Origin of the sequence: Burkholderia sp. BCC1996 (assembly GCF_905339955.1) — a bacterium.
Lineage (GTDB): Bacteria > Pseudomonadota > Gammaproteobacteria > Burkholderiales > Burkholderiaceae > Burkholderia.
In genome coordinates this window covers 44,641-63,824 of sequence record NZ_CAJPHM010000009.1, presented here as the reverse complement: position 1 = coordinate 63,824, position 19,184 = coordinate 44,641, and the positions used below count along the sequence as shown (strand labels likewise).

General features: G+C 68.8%; 16 protein-coding genes. 7 read left to right on the top strand and 9 right to left on the bottom strand.

Features of this window, described 5'->3' with window-relative positions:
• Positions 1–46: 46 nt before the first annotated feature.
• The gene (locus U4Z64_RS15215; RefSeq protein ID WP_321805692.1) at positions 47–814 is read right to left on the bottom strand and encodes a Crp/Fnr family transcriptional regulator; all 768 of its coding nucleotides are present in this window, start codon (positions 812–814) and stop codon (positions 47–49) included.
• A gap of 196 nt (positions 815–1,010) precedes the next feature.
• On the opposite strand from U4Z64_RS15215, the gene U4Z64_RS15210 reads away from it, so the two are divergent.
• Positions 1,011–2,663, top strand: coding sequence for an acyl-CoA synthetase (locus tag U4Z64_RS15210; RefSeq protein ID WP_321820369.1), 1,653 nt, complete (start codon positions 1,011–1,013; stop codon positions 2,661–2,663).
• Between the two features lie 94 nt (positions 2,664–2,757).
• Here the strand turns inward: U4Z64_RS15210 and U4Z64_RS15205 are convergent, their stop codons facing one another.
• Both U4Z64_RS15205 and U4Z64_RS15200 read right to left on the bottom strand, forming a co-directional pair.
• Complete coding sequence (locus tag U4Z64_RS15205; RefSeq protein ID WP_124665862.1) at positions 2,758–3,189, bottom strand: YqaA family protein; 432 nt, start codon at positions 3,187–3,189, stop codon at positions 2,758–2,760.
• 91 nt (positions 3,190–3,280) lie between these two features.
• A complete protein-coding gene (locus U4Z64_RS15200) occupies positions 3,281–3,928 on the bottom strand; it encodes a LysE family translocator (RefSeq protein ID WP_321820368.1) in 648 nt (215 codons plus the stop codon).
• Between the two features lie 283 nt (positions 3,929–4,211).
• Between U4Z64_RS15200 and U4Z64_RS15195 the strand changes: the two genes are divergently transcribed.
• Positions 4,212–4,694: an Lrp/AsnC family transcriptional regulator gene (locus tag U4Z64_RS15195; protein WP_006755380.1), complete on the top strand. Its 483-nt coding sequence runs from the start codon at positions 4,212–4,214 to the stop codon at positions 4,692–4,694.
• Positions 4,695–5,540: 846 nt separating this feature from the next.
• On the opposite strand, the gene U4Z64_RS15190 is transcribed toward U4Z64_RS15195, so the two are convergent.
• A complete protein-coding gene (locus U4Z64_RS15190; RefSeq protein WP_321795397.1) occupies positions 5,541–7,193 on the bottom strand; it encodes an IclR family transcriptional regulator in 1,653 nt (550 codons plus the stop codon).
• Between the two features lie 177 nt (positions 7,194–7,370).
• Between U4Z64_RS15190 and U4Z64_RS15185 the strand changes: the two genes are divergently transcribed.
• The 3 genes from U4Z64_RS15185 (at position 7,371) to U4Z64_RS15175 (ending at position 11,321) form a co-directional block, all read left to right on the top strand.
• Positions 7,371–8,330 (top strand): MBL fold metallo-hydrolase, encoded by a 960-nt coding sequence (locus tag U4Z64_RS15185; RefSeq protein ID WP_044843030.1) that lies wholly within the window; start codon positions 7,371–7,373, stop codon positions 8,328–8,330.
• Positions 8,331–8,512: 182 nt separating this feature from the next.
• On the top strand, positions 8,513–9,877 hold the full coding sequence (locus tag U4Z64_RS15180) for an MFS transporter (RefSeq protein ID WP_321820367.1): 1,365 nt from the start codon (positions 8,513–8,515) through the stop codon (positions 9,875–9,877).
• An 88-nt stretch (positions 9,878–9,965) separates the two neighbouring features.
• Positions 9,966–11,321: an MFS transporter gene (locus U4Z64_RS15175; RefSeq protein WP_321820366.1), complete on the top strand. Its 1,356-nt coding sequence runs from the start codon at positions 9,966–9,968 to the stop codon at positions 11,319–11,321.
• 83 nt (positions 11,322–11,404) lie between these two features.
• Here the strand turns inward: U4Z64_RS15175 and U4Z64_RS15170 are convergent, their stop codons facing one another.
• From U4Z64_RS15170 to U4Z64_RS15160, 3 genes are all read right to left on the bottom strand, one after another.
• On the bottom strand, positions 11,405–13,195 hold the full coding sequence (locus tag U4Z64_RS15170; protein ID WP_321820365.1) for a diguanylate cyclase: 1,791 nt from the start codon (positions 13,193–13,195) through the stop codon (positions 11,405–11,407).
• Between the two features lie 360 nt (positions 13,196–13,555).
• Positions 13,556–14,317 carry an SDR family oxidoreductase gene (locus tag U4Z64_RS15165; protein WP_321820364.1) on the bottom strand — a complete coding sequence of 254 codons (762 nt, stop codon included), beginning with the start codon at positions 14,315–14,317 and terminating at the stop codon, positions 13,556–13,558.
• A gap of 11 nt (positions 14,318–14,328) precedes the next feature.
• Positions 14,329–15,129, bottom strand: a complete 801-nt coding sequence (locus U4Z64_RS15160) for an SDR family NAD(P)-dependent oxidoreductase (RefSeq protein ID WP_044843034.1) — start codon at positions 15,127–15,129, stop codon at positions 14,329–14,331.
• 135 nt (positions 15,130–15,264) lie between these two features.
• Here U4Z64_RS15160 and U4Z64_RS15155 point away from each other — a divergent pair, with 135 nt between their 5' ends.
• Positions 15,265–16,224: a GlxA family transcriptional regulator gene (locus U4Z64_RS15155; protein ID WP_124920554.1), complete on the top strand. Its 960-nt coding sequence runs from the start codon at positions 15,265–15,267 to the stop codon at positions 16,222–16,224.
• Between the two features lie 68 nt (positions 16,225–16,292).
• Positions 16,293–17,441 (top strand): epoxide hydrolase, encoded by a 1,149-nt coding sequence (locus U4Z64_RS15150; RefSeq protein WP_321820363.1) that lies wholly within the window; start codon positions 16,293–16,295, stop codon positions 17,439–17,441.
• A 112-nt stretch (positions 17,442–17,553) separates the two neighbouring features.
• Here U4Z64_RS15150 and U4Z64_RS15145 read toward each other — a convergent pair whose 3' ends face one another.
• The gene (locus tag U4Z64_RS15145) at positions 17,554–18,045 is read right to left on the bottom strand and encodes a 2,4'-dihydroxyacetophenone dioxygenase family protein (protein ID WP_044843036.1); all 492 of its coding nucleotides are present in this window, start codon (positions 18,043–18,045) and stop codon (positions 17,554–17,556) included.
• A 105-nt stretch (positions 18,046–18,150) separates the two neighbouring features.
• The gene (locus U4Z64_RS15140; RefSeq protein ID WP_321820362.1) at positions 18,151–19,116 is read right to left on the bottom strand and encodes a LysR family transcriptional regulator; all 966 of its coding nucleotides are present in this window, start codon (positions 19,114–19,116) and stop codon (positions 18,151–18,153) included.
• Between the last annotated feature and the right edge of the window lie 68 nt (positions 19,117–19,184).

Below are 19,184 nucleotides of genomic sequence, written 5' to 3'. Positions count from 1 at the left end.
GCACGCGCATGCCGCAGCAGCGACGCTTCCGTTCATCGGGCGTCGCTCAGATCTGTTCCATCCCGACCCGCGCGAGCGCGGCCAGGTCGACGACTTCGATCTGGTTGTACGCGAGCCGCAGCACGCCGAGTTTCTCGAGTTGCTGCAACGCCTGGTTGATCCGCTGCCGCGACACGCCGACGAGCATTCCCAGTTCCTCCTGCGAGATCGCGAGCGACGGGCCGGTGTCCGGATACAGCGCGGGGTTGAACAGCTGCGCGAGCGCCTGTGCGACGCGCGCGTCGACATCGAGCAGCCGGCTGTTCTGGATCGACGCGATGAACTCGCCCATCCGGTTGTTCAACTGGTGGATCACGAAGCGCGTGAACGGCAGGCTCGTGTCGAGCAGCGCATGGAACGTGTCGACCGGGACGAACAGCACGATCGAGCGCTGGACGGCGACGACTTCGTACTTGCGCAGCTCGCGCTTGATCACGCTGCCTTCGCCGAACCAGCCGCCCGACGGCACGCCGGAAAACGTGCAGCCGCGCCCCGACGCGTTGAAGATCGCGAGCTTCAGCAACCCGCGATGCACGCCGATCCAGTATTCGGACGGCGCGAGCCGCTGCGCGATCACGTCGCCGGCCTCGTGCTGCTCGGCGCGCGACTGCGCGAGCACGAGCGCCTGGTGTTCCGGCGCCAGCGCGCGGAACCACGCGCACTGGCCGAACAGCACGGACAGGGCGGGCAACGGGCCCGGTTCGAGCGGCGTGTCGGCCGGCGGGCTAACAGCGGCGGCGGCCGCGTCGGGCGGCGCAACGAGGTGGTCGTGCATGGTTGCGGGTTTGCGAGGATAGGGATAACGCGCAGCGCTCGTGCGGCACTCTGTCGTTTCGATGACAGACGGCTCACAATAGCGCCCGTTAGGCTAGCGGCAATTGAACCACATCAAGACCGGTCGGGGTGCATGCACACTTGCCGGATACGAGGCCGACGCACGCGCCGGTCGACAGAAAACGGGAGACAGGATCATGACGCAGATGTTCGAGGCCGGACTCGGCCGCCGCGATGCCAACTACGTGCCGCTCACGCCGATCGACTTTCTGGTCCGTGCGGCCGAAGTCTACGGCGCGCGCCTCGCGATCGTGCACGGCGACGTGCGGCGCACGTGGGGCGAGACCTACACGCGGGCGAAGCAGCTCGCGAGCGCGCTCGCGCGGGCCGGCGTCGCGCGCGGCGAGACGGTGGCCGCGCTGCTGCCGAACATCCCGGCGATGGTCGAGGCGCACTTCGGCGTGCCGATGGCCGGCGCCGTGCTCAACACGATCAACACGCGGCTCGACATTTCATCGGTGCTGTTCATGCTGCGTCACGGCGAGGCGAAGGTGCTGATCGTCGACACCGAATACGCGGAGCTCGCGCATCGCGCGGCGCTCGAAGTGCCGGGCCTGAAGATCGTCAGCGTCGCCGATGCGATGCCGGCCGACCCCGCGCGCTTCGCGGGCGCGACCGACTACGAGGCGTTCGTCGCGGGCGGCGACCCCGACTACGCATGGACGCCGCCCGCCGACGAGTGGGAGGCGATCGCGCTGAACTACACGTCCGGCACGACGGGCGACCCGAAGGGCGTCGTGTATCACCATCGCGGCGCGTATCTCGCGGCGATCAGCAACATCCTCGAATGGGACATGCCGAAGCACGCGGTGTATCTGTGGACGCTGCCGATGTTCCACTGCAACGGCTGGTGTTTCCCGTGGGCCGTCGCGGCGCGCGCGGGCGTGAATGTGTGCCTGCGCAAATTCGACGCGAAGACGGTGTTCGACCTGATCCGCAGCGAACGCATCACGCATTACTGCGGCGCGCCGATCGTACAGAGCGCGATCGCGAATGCGCCGGCCGAGTTGCGCGCCGGCATCGATCACACGGTGCATGCGATGGTCGCCGGTGCCGCGCCCGCGCCGGCCGTGATCGCGAAGATGAAGGAGATCGGCTTCGACCTGCTGCACGTGTACGGATTGACCGAGGTCTATGGCCCGGCGACCGTCTGCGCGAAGCAGGCGCACTGGGACGAGCTGCCCGACGACGAGCGCGCGCGGCTCAATGCACGGCAGGGCGTGCGCTATCACCTGGAAGCGGGCGCGACGGTGCTCGATCCGGACACGATGACGCCGGTGCCGGCCGACGGCGAGACGCTCGGCGAGATCATGTTCCGCGGCAACATCTGCATGAAGGGCTACCTGAAGAACCCGAAGGCGACGGAGGAAGCGTTCCACGGCGGCTGGTTCCATACGGGCGATCTCGGCGTGCTGACGCCGGACGGCTACATCCGCATCAAGGATCGCCGCAAGGACATCATCATTTCGGGCGGCGAGAACATCTCGAGCATCGAGGTCGAGGATGCGCTGTACCGGCATCCGGCCGTCGCGGTCGCGGCGGTGGTCGCGATGCCCGACCCGAAGTGGGGCGAGGTGCCGTGCGCGTTCGTCGAGCTGCGCGAAGGCGCGAGCGCGACCGAGGCGGAGATCGTCGCCCACTGCCGGCAGTTGCTCGCGGGTTTCAAGGTGCCGAAGGTCGTGCGCTTCGGCGAGCTGCCGAAGACGTCGACCGGCAAGATCCAGAAATTCCAGCTGCGCAACGCGGTCGGATCGGACAAGGCGATCGATCTGGCGGGAGACAAGAAGTAACGGCGACGGGGCGTCGTGCGGGCGGACGCCTTGATGCGTCAAGGCGCCAATGCGTCAAGGCGTCAAGGCGTCAAGGCGCCAAGGCGCCAAGGCGTCAAGGCACGACGAGCCACGCGATCGCCAGATACCGCCCGACCTTCGCGATCGTCACGATCGCGACGAAGGTCGGCAGCGGCTCGCGCAGCACGCCGGCGATCATCGTCAGCGGGTCGCCGATCACCGGCGCCCAGCTCAGCAGCAGCGACCAGCGGCCATAGCGCCGATACCAGCCCTCGGCGCGCGCGAGCGCGGCCGGCTTCACCGGAAACCAGCGGCGGTCGCGGAAGTGCTCGATGCCGCGGCCGAGCGCCCAGTTGATCGCCGCGCCCGCGACGTTGCCGACGCTCGCCACCAGCACCAGCGCCCACACGGGTTCGCGCCCGGCAAGCAGCAGGCCGGCAAGCACGGCTTCGGACTGGAGCGGCAACAGGGTCGCGGCGACCATCGACACGGCGAACAGGCCGCCGTAAGTGAGCAGTTCGGACATCGCGCGATTGTACTGGTCGTACCGGCCGCGCGTCGGCCGGCGTGGGGTGGCGCGCGCCGCAGCGCGCCACGTCACGCGCGCAGGCGGCCGCTCAATTCCATCCGACCATGATCGCGCCCATCCCGACCAGCAGCCCGCCCGTCACGCGATTCATCGCGCGCATCCGCGCCGGCCGCTGCAGCGCGCGGCTCAGCCGGTGCGAGAACAGCGCCATCGACGCGACGCCGCCGGCGAACAGCAGCGCGAAGCTCGCCGCGAGCAGCAGGAATTGCGCGTTCAGGCTCCAGTCGGGATTCGGGACGATGAACTGCGGAAAGAACGACGGAAAGAACAGCAGCGTCTTCGGGTTCAGGCCGGAGGTGGCGACGCCGCGCCAGAACAGCGCGCGTCCGGCGTCGGTGTCGTCGGGTGCCGTGTTGCCGGCGTCCGTCGACGCGGCGGGCGGGTTGGCCGGTGCGCGGCTGAGCCATTGCTTGCAGCCGAGCCATACGAGGTAGGCGGCGCCGGCCCAGCGCAGCACGGTCAGCGCGTGCTCGTCGAGGTGAACCAGCGAATTCAGGCACAGCGCGGTCAGCGTGAGCTGCAGCAGCACGGCGAGCGTGCCGCCCCAGACGCACGGCAGCGCGCGGCGCCAGCCGGCGCGCAATGCCTGGTTCATCGTGAGGAGGTTGACGGGGCCGGGGGCGTAGATGAGGACGGCGGACGCAGCGAGGAACGACAGATAAAGCCTGAACGACATGACGGGAGTGCGGAAACGGAGGATCAGGCGCCGGCCCGTGCGACCGGGTAGGCGCGCGGGGGGCGGGACGTTGCATGCCTGCGTGTCCTGCGCCGCAACTCGTGATTGCGGCCAGGCGTCCCGGTGCGAAGGGGTTGTCGCGGGGAGCGTGCCGGACACCAGGCATGGAGAAAATGTATCAAGCGGGCCGGTTAAAAGGCTTCCTGTTTTCCAGCAAAACGCACCCAAAACCGGAAGCCTGTTCAGATAGAATGCGGATTTTCAGTAGAAGATTCTTCCTGTCATGGCTACCCGCGAACGCACGCCGAAAACCCTCGACAACCAGGACCGCAAGATCCTCGGTGCACTGCAAAAAAATGCGCGCCTGTCGAACGCCGAACTGGCCGAACAGATCGGCATGTCGACCACCGCCTGCTGGAACCGCACGCGCCAGCTCGAACTCGACGGTTACATCGACGGCTACGTCGCGCTGGTCAACCAGCGCATGCTCGGCTACGCGGACATCGTGATCCTCGAAGTCACGCTCGATCGCCACGAGGACGATGCGCTCGCGCGTTTCGGCGCCGAACTCGCGGCACTGCCCGAAGTGCTCGAGGCCTACCTCGTATCGGGCGAATACGACTACTGGATCAAGGTCGCGGTGGACGGCACGGCCGGCTACGAACGCTTCCTGCGCGAGAAGCTGTACAGGATTTCGAGCATTCGCCACAGCCGCTCGATGTTCGCGCTGCGGTGCATGAAAGATGTGCCGTCGATTCAGGTGTGAAGACGGGGGCGACGCGTCGCGCGGCGTCGTGACGACGCGGTTCGCGGCGGTGCTGGAGAAGGGCGGGAATCGGACTGTCGCGCCCGTTGCGCGTGGCCCGGAGCCGGATACCGGCAGGCCGTGCCCGCGCGGCGGGAAAACGGATGAATCTTCCGTGACGGCCGGGCCCGGCGCATGGTGCGCAGCGGGGATGCATCGGCTACGCAGCGGCCGGACATTCCGGGAAGCTGCGATCGACACCGTGTCGACAAGTTCGTCGGCACCGGGATCCGCGTATCGACATCGCTACGACCGTGCTCACAGCGCGTGAGCACCATGCCATCGACGGCATTCGCCCTTTTTGCGCCTTCCGTCCGGCGCCCCGTGCCGGACGCGGCGGCCGTTTGGCGCGCGTCCCCGCAACGCGCATCAGACGGATGGAGATGGCGTGCGGCCGGCTGGCGGCCGGTCGCCGCGCTTAGCGCGGCAGGCGTGCGTGCGCTTCAGCGATGACTGCGCAGTTCTCGAGGTGCAGTGCCCATGCTTCTGCAAGCAGCTCGCCGACACGTGCGAGCCAGCCAGCGGATTGGGTGGAACGATCGGAGACATTAGACGTTTGCATGACGAAGCCCCATGTAGGTGGCGAGTTAGGGATAACCCTAATCATAAAGAAACGTCACCGTCTTGTGAAATGCGATTTCGTTATATGAGAATTACTGACAATTTATGTTGCTGCCGCGCAACATGAGCTACACCACCTTCTGCGCGGCGGGCAGGCGTGACGAGACCGCGGCGAGCGCGGCCTCGCATTGACGGGCGAAAACGGAAAGCGGGGCGACGAGAACGGGCGCGGCAGCGCGGCGGCGTTTACCCGCCGATCCACCCGAAGCGCCACGACAGGCGGCGCGCCGCGGCGAGCAGCGTATGCGCGAGTTCGCTGTGCGGCCCGCGCGGGAAGCCGCGCGACGAGCCGATGATCGCAATCACGAGCCGGATGCTGCCAGTGTGATCGAACACGGGCGCGGCGATCGTCCCGATGCCCGGCACCGGCGCATCGAATGCGAAATCGAGTTCGTCCGCGCGGATCGTCGCGAGCCGCGCGCGAAACGCGTCGTCGACCTGCGTCGCGCGGCCTGCGAGGCGCACCGGCTCGTCGGCCAGCAGGCCGGCCAGCACGTCGTCGGACATGCCGGCCGCGAACATCCGCCCGATCGCCGTATTCACGAGCGACATCACCGTGCCGACCTGAAGGCTCACGTGCTGCGGCCGCGCCGATTCCTCGAGACGGATCACGGTCGGCCCGAGCGGCCCGAGCGTCGCCGCGGCCACGCTCAGGTCGGTCGCGGCCGCCAGCGCGACGATTTCGGCTTCCGCATCGCGCGTCGGCGACACGCGCTGCATCGCGATCAGTCCGAGCGCCTGGGCGAGCGGCCCGCCGCCGAAGCAGCCCGCGTCGTCGCGGCTCAGCAGGCCGATCTTCTGCAGGCTCACGAGGTGCGGAAACGCCTTCGCGGCCGGCATGCCGGCGGCTGCCGCGAGATCGCGCAATGGCAGCGCACGGCCCGCCGAGACGAGCGCGAGCAGCAGTTCGCCCGTGCTGTCGAGCGCGTTGATGCCGCGCTGCGCCTTCGTGTCGTCGGCGAGCGCGGGCGGCATGCGCTGCGTGGCCGGCGGCATGCCCGGCGCGACCGGCGGTGCGTCGCGTCCCGCGTCGAGCGCCGCGGTGGCTTGCCGTGCCGCATCGCGCAGCGCCGTCGCGATCGGGCCGTCCCAGCCGACGTCGATCGAGCCGCTCGAACCGATCACCGTCAACGCGAGTTGCAGGCGGCCGTCCGCGTCCAGCACCGGCACGCACATCGCGCTGACGCCGGGGCTCGGGCGATCCACGCCGCGCTCGATCCCGCGCGCGCGGATCGCGTCGAGTTCGGCCTGCCACGCGCGGGCGTCGGACGGGGGCTGGTCGCCTTCCGCGCCGGCGAGCGTGGCGCCGGCGCCGGCCTGGCTGGCCGCCATCGCGTCGAGCTGGGCGGGGTCGCCGAACGCGCGGAACACCCGGCCGGTCGCCGTCGTGTCGAGCGACATGACGGACCCGACGTGCAGGTTCACGTGCAGCGGATAGCCGCCGTGCTCGATGCGCACGATCGTGGGCCCGAGCGCGCCCGGCACCGACAGCGCGACGCTCAGGCCGACCGCTTCCGCGAGTCGCGCCGCGTGCGGCAGCGCCGCGCGATAGGCCGGCTGGCGCTCGATCGACATCAGCCCGAGCCGCAGCGACAGCGGCCCCGGCTCGTAGTTGCCGGTGAGCGCGTCGCGCTTCACGAGCGCGAGCCGCGTCAGGCTGACGAGATAGGTGTGCGCCTGCGCGGTCGACAGGTCGGCCGCGGCCGCCAGCTCCGACAGCCCGAGCGGCTTGCGCCGGCGCGCGAGCGCGTCGAGCAGCCGGCCGCCGACCTCGACGCTCTGGATCCCGCGCTGCGCCTTGGGCGGCGCGTCGTCTGCGCTGACTTCGTGGTTCTGCACGCGATGATTCTTCCGTTGACGAAACCCCGCATGGTATCCGACGCCATTTGACGCGCCAGCCCGCAGGTTTACCCGTATTAGACAATAGCAAGCGACTTTGTCATTGACAAATAATCGGCACGGGAAGATGATCCGCTCATTCCCCTCAACACATGGCTCGCAGCCACGGAACGCAACATGGCCAAAGCATTCGCCTCCCAAGCCGATCTGGAAGAGAAGAAAGTCACCTGGACGCAGCTGTCCGAGAACGCGTACGCATACACCGCCGAAGGCGACCCGAACTCGGGCGTGATCATCGGCGACGACAGCGTGCTGATCGTCGACACGACCGCGACGCCCGCGATGGCGCAGGACCTGATCGCGAAGATCCGCAGCGTGACCGACAAGCCGATCAAGCACGTCGTGCTGTCGCATTACCACGCGGTGCGCGTGCTCGGCGCGTCCGCGTATTTCGACGAAGGCGCGCAGCACGTGATCGCGAGCCGCGGCACCTACGAAATGATCGTCGAGCGCGGCGAGGCCGACATGAAGTCGGAGATCGAGCGGTTCCCGCGGTTGTTCGCGGGCGTCGAGACGGTGCCGGGCCTGACCTGGCCGACGCTCGTGTTCGAGCGCGAGATCACGCTGTTCCTCGGCAAGCTCGAGGTGAAGATCATGCACGTCGGCTCGGGCCACACGAAGGGCGACACGATCGTCTGGCTGCCGTCGCAGAAGGTGCTGTTCTCGGGCGACCTGGTCGAGTACGACGCGGCCTGCTATTGCGGCGACGCGCAGCTCGAACAGTGGCCGGCCACGCTCGAGGCGCTGCGCGCGCTCGGCGCGGAAAAGCTCGTGCCGGGCCGCGGCCCCGCGCTGCTGAATCCGGCCGAAGTGAACAAGGGCCTCGACTACACGAAGGACTTCGTGACGACGCTGCTCGCGCAGGGCCGCAAGGCCGTCGAGCGCAAGCTCGACCTGAAGGCGTCGATGGCGCTCACGCGCGAAGCGATGGATCCGAAGTTCGGCCACGTGTTCATCTACGAGCACTGTCTGCCGTTCGACGTGTCGCGCGCATACGACGAGGCGAGCGGCATCACGCATCCGCGCATCTGGACCGCGCAGCGCGACAAGGAAATGTGGGACGCGCTGCAGGACTGAGCGGGTCACGGCGGCGGGGCGTCCGGGCGGGCGCCGCGCCGTTTTCCTGACGGCGCCTGAGCGGCGGCCGCATCGCGCGGCGGTTCAGGGAGCCGACTTCCGATCTCACAAGAAAGCCGGGCGCATGCACGCCCGCGGAGACTGCTGCGCGCGCGAATCGCGCGGCCCGTTTGGAGAGAGACATGCCCCAATCGCTTCCCGCCGAAGCGACGATCGCGCACGCGAGTGCCGCGTCGTCTTCCGTCCACGAATCCGCGTCGGCACCGGCTGCCGGCGACGCGCTGCTGTTCCGCAAGATCGCGTGGCGGATCGTGCCGTTCCTGTTCCTCTGCTACGTCGTGTCGTTCCTCGACCGCATCAACATCGGCTTCGCGCAGTTGCAGATGAAGCACGACCTCGGCTTCAGCGATGCGATGTACGGCCTCGGCGCCGCGGTGTTCTACGTCGGCTACGTGTTCTGCGAGGTGCCGAGCAACCTGCTGCTCGCGCGCTTCGGCGCGCGCCGCACGTTCACGCGGATCATGCTGCTGTGGGGCATCGCGTCGACCGCGATGATGTTCGTGTCGCAGCCGTCGCATTTCTACGTGCTGCGTTTCCTGCTCGGCGTGTTCGAGGCAGGTTTCTTTCCGGGCATCGTGCTGTACCTGACCTACTGGTTCCCGGCGAACCGCCGCGCGGCGGCGATCTCGGTGTTCTTCGCGGGTGTCGCGGTGGCGGGCGTGCTCGGCGGCCTGATGTCGGGCTGGATCATGCGCGACATGAGCGGCGTGCTCGGGCTGCACGGCTGGCAATGGATGTTCGCGATCGAAGGCGCGCCGGCGATCGTGTTCGCATGCTTCGCGTTCACGTACCTGGTCGACCGGCCGCAGGACGCAGCGTGGCTCACGTCCGACGAAAAGGCGCGCGTCGCGGCGCTGTGCAACGATGGCCGTGCGCATGGCGCACACGATAAGCGCAGCCTGGTCGCCGCGCTCGCGAACCCGCGCGTCTACCTGTTCGCGTTCATCTATTTCTCGCTGACCTGCGCATCGCTGACGCTCAACTTCTGGATGCCGCTGATGATCCGCGATTTCGGCGTGACCGACGTCGTGTCGGTGAGCCTCTACACGGTCGTGCCGAACGCGGTCGGCGCGGTCGGGCTGATCCTGATCGCCCGCCATTCCGACCGCACCGGCGAGCGCCGCAAGCACTTCGCGTGCTGCACGATCGGCGGCGGGCTGGCCCTCGCGGCGCTGACGCTGCACCTGCACAGCTTCGCGGCGATGCTCGCGTGCCTGTCGATCGCGGCGACGCTGATCTTCGCCGCGTTGCCGATCTTCTGGGCCGTGCCGACCCGCTACCTGTCCGGCAACGCGGCCGCGGCCGGGATCGCGCTGATCAGCAGCATCGGGATCACGAGCGGCATCGTCAGCCCGTGGGTGATCGGGCTGATCCGCACGCGCACCGGCAGCATGGATCTCGCCGTGTACCTGCTGGCCGCGCTGCTCGCGCTGAGCGGCGCCGCGCTGATGCTCGGCGTGAAGGGCGAACCCGCACGCCGCGCCTGAATCGCGGCCGGGCGCTGCCGGCGGGCGGCGGCGACCGGCGCTGCATTTCCTGTCAGCACCGTATCCGCATCCATCGAGGAGACGATCGATGTCAGCCCCCCTTCAAGCGGACGCCGCGCAGGCGGTTGCGTCCGGTTCCCGTGCGCCGGCGTCGGACCACGACGCGCTGTACCGTCGTATCGGCGCGCGGATCGTGCCGTTCCTGTTCATCTGCTACATCGTGTCGATCCTCGACCGCAGCAACATCGGCTTCGCGCAGTTGCAGATGCGGCAGGATCTCGGCCTGACCGATGCGATGTACAGCCTCGGCGCGGTGCTGTTCTTCGTCGGCTACGTGCTGTTCGAGGTGCCGAGCAACGCGCTGCTGCGCCGCTTCGGCGCGCGCCGCACGTTCGCGCGGATCATGGTCCTGTGGGGCGCGGTGTCGGTCGCGATGATCACCGTCGACAGCGCGAAGCACTTCTACGTACTGCGCTTCCTGCTCGGGCTGTTCGAGGCCGGCTTCTTCCCGGGCGTCGTGTTCTACCTGACCTACTGGTATCCGGCGCGCCGGCGCGCGTCGGTGCTGTCGATCTTCTATGCGGGCGTCGCGGTGGCCGGGATGGTCGGCGGGCTGCTGTCGGGCTGGCTGATGCGCGCGATGTCGGGCGTGCTCGGGCTGCACGGCTGGCAGTGGATGTTCGCGATCGAGGGCGCGCCCGCGATCCTGCTCGGCGTGATCGCGTGGTTCTGGCTGTGCGACCGCCCCGATCAGGCGCGCTGGCTGTCCGACGACGACCGCCAGCGGCTCGCGGCCGACCTGGCCGCCGACCGGGCGGAGGCGCCCGCGCATGCAGCGTCGTCGCTGCGGCAGGTGCTCGCCGCGCCGCGCACCTGGCTGTTCGCATTCATCTATTTTTCGCTGACGACGGCGCTGTTGATGCTGCTGTTCTGGATGCCGCTGATGATTCGCGAATTCGGCATTCACGACGTCGTGCACATCAGCCTGCTGTCGATCGTGCCGAACGCGATCGGCGCGGCCGGCCTGATCGCGATCGCGCGGCGCTCCGACCGCAAGCGCGAGCGTCGCCGGCACTTCGCCGCGTGCGCATTCGGCGGCGCGGTGGCGCTCGCGTTGCTGACGCTGCACTTGCCGAGCATCGTCGCGATGATGGCGCTGCTGTCGATCGCGGCGATGCTGATCTTCGCCGCGCATCCGGTGTTCTGGGCCGTGCCGTCCGCGTATTTCTCGGGCGCCGGCGCGGCGGGCGGGATCGCGCTGATCAGCAGCATCGGCGTATCGAGCGGGATGATCACGCCGTGGATCGTCGGGGTGATCCGCACCCGTACCGGCAGCATGGATGCGGCGATGCTGATGATCGCGGGATTGCTGGCCGCGTGCGCGGTCGCGATGCTGCTCGGCGTGCGGGCGACCGCGCGCGACGCGGCGCCCGTGGCGCGTTGATCGCGTGATGCGTCGACGCGGCGCGCGTACGACGGGGTGGGCGGCCAGGACGGGCGCGAGCCCGTTGTCGGCGGGAACGCGCACTAGGCCCGATACACCTCGATCCGGTTGCGGCCGCGCTCCTTCGCGACATACAGCGCCTTGTCGGCCCGCGACAGCGCCTGGTACGCGCCGAAGTCGGACGTCCGCATCGCGTCGATGCCGATGCTGACGGTCAGCACGAGCGGCTGATCCTCGTGCACGAGCCGCGAATCGGCGACGCGCTGCTGCACGCGCAGCGCGAGCGCGCACGCCGCGTCGATCCCGGTGTGCGGCAGCACGATCGCGAATTCCTCGCCGCCGATGCGCCCGACGATGCCGTCCGTCCCGATCTCCGCGAGCAGCAGCCGCGCGAAATGCCGGAGCGCGCGATCGCCGAGCGGATGGCCCCAGCGGTCGTTCAGCGCCTTGAAGTGATCGAGGTCGAGCATCAGCACCGCGGCGTCCTGGCCGGTCGCGCGCACGCCGCGCAACGCGGCTTCGCTATGCCGCATGAACGCGTGGCGGTTGGACAGCTGGGTCAGGTGATCGGTCGTCGCCATCCGGTGCAGTTCGGTCTCGATGTGCTTGCGCTCGGTCGCATCCGTGATGAAGCCATGCCAGACCGTGCCGCCGTCCGGCGTGCGTTGCGGGCGCGCGTCGCCTTCGCGCCAGCGCATTCCCTGGTCCGGCAGCAGCACGCGGTATTCGAGCCGCCACGGCGCCAGGCGCTCCGCCGACACCCGCAGCGACTGACGGTAGGCAACCAGGTCGGCAGGATGAATCCGGGTTTCGACCGCATCCGCGTCGCGGGCGATCTGCTCGGGCGTCAGTTCGTAGATGTCGCGTGCGCCCGCGCTCGCGTACGAAAAGAACCGGCGGCCGTCGGCGGTCTGCCGCAGTTGGAACACGAGGCCCGGCACCTGGTCGGTCAGGCTCGTCACGAGCGTGACGGAGTCGCTCAACCGGCCGGCGAGTTCGCGCAGCGCGGTGATGTCCGTGGTCGTGCCGACCATGCGCAGCGCGCGCCCGTGGCTGTCGCGGGCGATGACCTTGCCGCGGCTGCAGATCCATTTGTACGTGCCGTTCTTGCAGCGGATGCGGTGTTCGACCGCATAGCTGTCGGTCCGGCTTTCGAAGTGCGCGAGCATCGCGGCTTTCACGCCGGCGACGTCGTCCGGGTGCAGCCGTTCGTATGCATCCTCGATCCGGCTCGTCAGTTCATCGGGCGCATATCCGAGCAGCGCCTTCCAGGCTGCCGAGTAATGGATCTCGCCGGTTTCGACGTTGCGATCCCACACGCCGGTGCCGCTTTCGTTCAGCGCCAGCGTGGTCAGCGCGCTGTGTTCCTCGACGACGCCGAGCCGTTCGCGCAGCGCGGCTTGCGCGTTCGCGCGGCCGATCGCGCGTTCCGCCAGTGTCGCCAGGTCGTGCAGGAAAGCGCGCTGCGCGGCGTCGAGCGTCAGGCCGGTGCTGCCGGCGACGCATAGCGCGCCCAGCGCGCTGCCGTCGGGCGCGAGCAGCTCGCAGGCCGCGACGACGTGCGGCGCGTCATTCGGGAGGTCGCCCGCGGCGGGCATGATGAAGCGTCGGCCGGCCGCCGCAGCGGGCGCGGCACGCGACGGGAAACGCATGGCAGGAAGCGTGGCGGGCAGCGTTCCGTCGGACGCCGCCACGCGCTGCGCGCCGGCTTCGGCGGACGCGATGAACGCACCGGCCGTGCCGAAATGCGCGCGGGCGAGACGGCACACGGTGTCGAGTTCGGGCAACGGCGCAAGCGCCGGTCGATCGTCGGCGGGAGCGCGACAGGAGCCGGGCGTGTCGCCGGTCCCGGTGGTGAACATACGGAACCGCATGGTCGAAATCCGCGACGGTCGATTGCGCCGATGATCGGACGAATGCCGGAGGGCGCTGCTTCGGAGGCTGAGATCGTAGAGCTTATCGTCGCGAGGAATGCGTGGCAAGCAAGGGCGAAACCGGGTGGGTGGGCGGCGAGTTTGGGGCGTGGAGAAGCAGCGTAGAGAGGCCGCGTAGAGAAGCAGCGCAGAGAAGCAGCGCAGAGAAGCAGCGCAGAGAAGCAGCGCAGAGAAGGGCCGCTTCAGGCATCCTGAATGAATGCGCGGGCAAACCGGCAAGCGCCGGCTTCGCAGTTCGATCGTGCGGAAGCCGGCGCCTTTCGGCAGATCAATGCGTACGCAGGATTGCGCCGCGCGACGTCACGCGACGGGAATCGGGTTGTCGACAACGAAGCGGTTGAACTCGCCGACGAACGCGTGCTCGTTCGGCCCCGCGTTGTCGCGCAATGGCTTCGCCGCTTCGACGACGACTTCGGTGGTGGCGGTCTCGAGCAGCGCCAGCGTCTCGGCGACGAACGCATCGACCGGCATCGCGCGCGGATCGCCGCTCTTGTGCACGAGGTCGGTGTCGACCCACGGCGGCGCGATTTCCAGCACGCGCACGCGCGTGTCGCGCAGCATGAAACGCTGCGACAGCGTGTACGAATGGATCGCGGCCTTCGTCGCCGAATACAGCGCGGCCGACGCGAGCGGCACGTACGCGAGCACCGAGCTGTTGTTGATGATCGTCGCGTCCGGCTGCCGCTTCAGGTGTTCGACGAACGCCGCGCTGACGCGCACCGGGCCGAGCAGGTTCGTCTCGACGAGGCGCACGGCCTGTTCGTCGTCGAGCGGCCCGGACGCATCGTCGAACGGCATGATGCCCGCGTTGTTGATCACGACGTTCAGCGCCGGGTAGCGGTCGATCAACCGCGCCGCGACCGCTCGGATCTGCGCGGCATCGCCGACGTCGAGCTCGATCGTGTCGATGTTCGGATACTGCCGCGCGATCTCGTCGAGCAGCTTCGTGCGCCGGCCGGCGACGACGACCTTGTTGCCCAGGTCGTCGAGCGCAATCGCCAGCGCACGGCCGATCCCGGACGTGCCGCCAGTGATGAGGATGGTATTGCCGTCGAGTTTCATGACGATGCACCTCAGCGGGCGGCCGCATAGCGCGGCGCCGGCGAATCGGTCGACAGATGCGGCGCCATCGTGCGGCGCGCGGCCTCGAACGCATCCCATTCGTCGGCCGCGTGCAGCGACGGAATCGTCACGAGTTCGCGGCGGTCGAAGCCGACCAGCGCCGCGTCGACCAGGTCGGACGCCGGCATCACGATCTCCTTCGGCAGATGTTCGAGCGGCAGGCCGCCGGTCTGCCAGAAGTCGGTGGCCGTCGCGCCGGGCAGCACGGCCTGCACCTGCACGCCGTGGTCCGCGAGTTCGTGATGCAGCGACTGGCTGAACGCGAGCACGAATGCCTTGCTGCCGCCATAGACGCCATTGAGCGTTTCCGGCGACAGCGCGACGATCGACGAGATGTTGATCACGGCACCGCGGCCGCGCGCGACGAAGCCGGGCACGGCTGCATAGGTCAGGCGCGTGAGCGCGGTCACGTTCAGGTCGAGCAGCCGCGTCATCGCGTCGACGTCGCTGTCGAGCAGCGGCGTGTGCGTGCCGACGCCCGCGTTGTTGACGAGCAGCGTGATGCTCGCGTCCTGCTTCAGCTTCGCTTCGACGGCGGCGAGCGCCGCGCGGTCGTTGAGGTCGGCGCCGACGATCTCGACGCTGCGCTGCGTGTCGTTCGTGATGCGCTCGGCGAGCGCGGCCAGCCGGTCGCGGTTGCGCGCGACCAGGATCAGGTCGTAGCCGCGGCGCGCGAGGCGGTCCGCATAGATCGCGCCGATGCCGGACGATGCGCCGGTGATGACGGCGGTACCGCGATGTGCTTCAGTCATGATGTCGCTCCGTGTCGAGGAAAGGGTGAGTGCGTGAAGGCATTCTGGCCTCGAATCGCGGCGACACAAATGACGTAGATGGGTATGATTCAGGACATCGGGTGCCGATCGTGCCGCCCGCCACCGGAGACACGCATGCACCGCATCGGCTTTCTGATCAGCGACGGCTTCCAGATCATGGCGCTCGCCACACAGTCGGTGTTCGAGTACGCGAACCTGGCCGCGGGCGAACCGTTCTACGTGATGGACAACTATTCCGTCGAGGGTGGCGACGTGCGCTCGTCGCTCGGGTTGTCGGTCGCGACGCGCGCGCTCAGCGGCCGGGTCGACGTCGATACGTGGATCGTCGCGGGCGTCAACGATCCGCTCGCATCGCCGGCGCCGGCCGGCGTCGTCGCGTTCCTGCGGCGCGCGAACGCGCGCGCGCGGCGGGTCGCCGGCATCTGCACGGGCGCGTTCGTGCTCGCCGAGGCCGGGCTGCTCGCGCAGCGCCGCGCGACGACGCACTGGGCGTACGGCCGCGAGATGCAGAAGCACTTTCCGGACATTCGTGTCGAGGAGGACCGGATCTACATCGTCGACGGCCCGATCTGGACGTCGGCCGGGATGACGGCCGGCCTCGACCTGACGCTCGCGATGGTGGAGAAGGATCTCGGCGCGGACGCCGCGCGCTCGGTCGCGCGCAAGCTCGTGATGCACCAGCGCCGCTCGGGCGGGCAGTCGCAGCATTCGGAAATGCTGGAGCTCGCGCCGAAATCGGACCGGATCCAGAACGCGCTCAACTATGCGCGGCAGAACCTCGGCCGCGCGCTGACCGTCGAGGAACTGGCCGACGCCGTCCACCTGAGTCCGCGCCAGTTCAGCCGCGTGTTCACGCTGGAAACCGGGCAGTCGCCGGCGAAGGCGATCGAGCGGCTGCGGCTCGAGGCCGCGCGGCTGATGATCGAGCAGAGCCGGCACTCGCTCGACGTGATCGCGAAGGAGAACGGTTTTCGCGACCGGCGCCACCTGCGCGACGCGTTCGTGCGCGGTTTCGGCGTGCCGCCGCAGGCGGTGCGGCGCGACGCGCGGGTAGACGAGCGCGAATCGGCCTGACGCGCGAGCCGCCAGCGCGGGTCGGGAAAATCGCGCAGAATCTCCCGCATTCCTCGCGAGGAGACACCATGCACGCCGCCCCGTTCAACATTGCGATTCCCGATCGCGCGCTCGACGACCTGCGTCGGCGCCTGCGCGACATGCGCGCACCGCTGCTGACGCCCGCCGACCCGTGGCAGCAGGGTGTGGATGGCGCGTGGCTGCGCGAACTGGTCGCGTACTGGGCCGAGCGCTTCGACTGGCGTGCGGCGGAGCGCGCGCTGAACAGGCTGCCGCAGTTCGTCGCGGACGCAGGCGGGCAACGCGTGCATTTCATCCATCGGCGCGGGGCGGGGCCGAAGCCGTATCCGCTCGTCATCACGCACGGCTGGCCGGGCTCCGTATTCGAGTTCGACGCGCTGATCGATCGCCTGTGCGATCCGGCCGCGTTCGGCGGCGATCCGCACGACGCGTTCGACGTCGTCGCGCCGTCGCTTCCGGGCTTCGCGTTCTCGCCCGCGCCCGCGGCGCCCGGCATGTCGGCATTTCAGGTCGCCGACAGTTGGGCGGCGTTGATGTCCGGGCTCGGATATCGCCGCTTCGGCGCGCAAGGCGGCGATCTCGGCGCAGGCGTGTCGATTGCGCTCGGCGCGCGACATCCCGACGTGGTGGACGGCATTCATCTGAACTACCTGCCCGGCAGCTACGAGCCTCCGGCCGACGCGGCTTCGCCGCTCACCGAGGACGAACGGGCCTTCGTGACGCAGCGCGGAGAGTGGGCCGCGCTGGAGGGCGGATACGCGCATGTGCACATGACGAAGCCGCAGACGCTGGCCGTCGCGCTCAACGACTCGCCGGCCGGGCTGGCCGCGTGGATCGCCGAGAAATTCCGCGCGTGGAGCGATTGCGACGGCGACGTCGCGCGGCGGTTTTCGCACGACACGCTGCTGACCGGCATCTCGCTCTACTGGTTTACCGGCAGCATCGGCTCGGCAATGCAGATGTATTGGGAAAACCGGCTGCAGCCGATGCGCTTCGCGGCCGGGGAACGCGTAGCGGTGCCCGTCGCGTTCGCGCGCTTTCCGAAGGAAATCAGCCGCCCGCCGCGCAGCTGGCTCGAACGGGTGTTCGACGTCGTGCAGTGGGCCGACATGCCGAGCGGCGGGCATTTTGCCGCGATGGAAGAACCGGACCTGCTGGCCGGCGATATTCGCCGATTTTTCCGGCGTTTTCGGTAAGGCACCGGGAGGCGGCGTCGCTGGCGAAGTGCGCCGGCGGCCATCCGCGCGCAGGCGCGTGCCGGCACCGTGCGGATCGTGACGCGACGCTCTCGCCTGTTTATCGCATGACTTATCGCGTAACAAACGGCGCCGCATCGTGCGGCGCGGTACGCGCATGCTTGCGCTGGCGCAGCAGCGCGACGCGGCAATTCTCGCGCGCGGTCTCGCGGCCGTCGTCGTCGAGCAGCACCAGGTCGCCGCGCATCACGTTGAGCGTGATCACGTCGTCGCCGGGCGCGCCGAGCGTTTCCGGCGTGTGCACCGACCCCGCCGGTTCGAGCACCGTCGAGCCGGCCTGCGCGACCCATTCGTACTCGCGGTAGCGCCACGCACCCTGCAGCGTATGGACGAACACCTCGCCGTCGTGGCGATGGCGCGGCAGCGTGCCGCCGGCCGGCATCTTCAGCAGCGCGGTCAGCGTGTCTTCCGCCGCATTGATATGCAGATACTTGATCGCGAGCCCCGGCAGGTCGGCGCTCATCGGCAGCCACGGCAGCGCGTCGCCGGGCAGGCACGAAATCGGCGGCAGGTCGGTGGAGAGCGGGGCGGACGGCTGCGTCATGGCGGAGGGAGAGCGGAAACGGGGAAGTGCGCATTATCGCAGAGCGCGAGCGGGCGGGAGCCACGGCCGCGGCCGGACGCCAGCGCGGGCGAAGCCTGAACCGGGCTATGCGGCGGCGCTGTCGTCGCCCGGCTGCGGCGCCGCATGCGCGGCTTCCAGGCAAGACTGGAACAGCAGCGCCGCCCGCGACGGCCGCGGCGAGCGCCGCAGCAGGCTCACGAACCGGCACCGGTAGTTGAAGCGGTGCGGCGCGATCGGCTGCATCAGCCCCTTGTTTTCGAAGCTCTCCGCGTAATGGTCGGGCAGGAAGCCGAGATAGCGGCCGGACAGGATCAGCGTCGCGATCGATTCCTGGTCCGACGCCGTCGCGCTGCGCGTGAGCTTCGCGCGATGGCTCAGTTCCATGTTCGGCGAATGGAAGCCGAGCCCGGCGAACGCATGGTTGCGGATCGTCGTCCACGTGAGCTTGCCGTGCGGCGCGTCGAACAGCGGGTGCTGGCGGCCGCAGTACAGCAGCATCCGCTCGTCGAACAGTTCCGAATACACGAGGCTGCCCGAGCTGCGGTGCGCGGGGATGATCCCGACCTGATAGCTGCCGTCGATGATCCCGCGCTCGACCTCGTTGATCGACGCGACATGCAGGTTCAGCGCGACGTCGGGCGCCTCGTCCGCGAACTGGCGGATCGCGTCGCGGAGCCGCGCCTGCGGGTTGGTGGCGGTCTTGTCGAACACGGCGACGTGCAGTTCTCCGCCCATCTTGTCGTGAATGCCGTCGATCCTGCTGCGAAATGCCTCCATCGACGCGAGTAGGCGCAGGGTTTCCTCGTAGACGGTCTGCCCCTCGGCGGTCAGCGTGAAGCCGGCGCGGCCGCGTCGGCACAGCACGAGGCCGAGGCGCGTTTCCAGATCCTTCACGTGCCGGCTGATCGTCGAGATGCCGATATTCAGCTCGAGTTCGGCCGCCGCCATCCCGCCGCACTGCACGACGCCCTTGAAGACCCGCAGCAGCCGCAGATCCATGTCGCTGAGCTGCCCGAGCAGCGCGCGGCTCTTCGGTTTCTTTGCTTGCATAGATGAGCAAGTGAACATTGATATTGCGATATTGAAGAGACTAATTGTCGTCCCGACAATGCGCAACA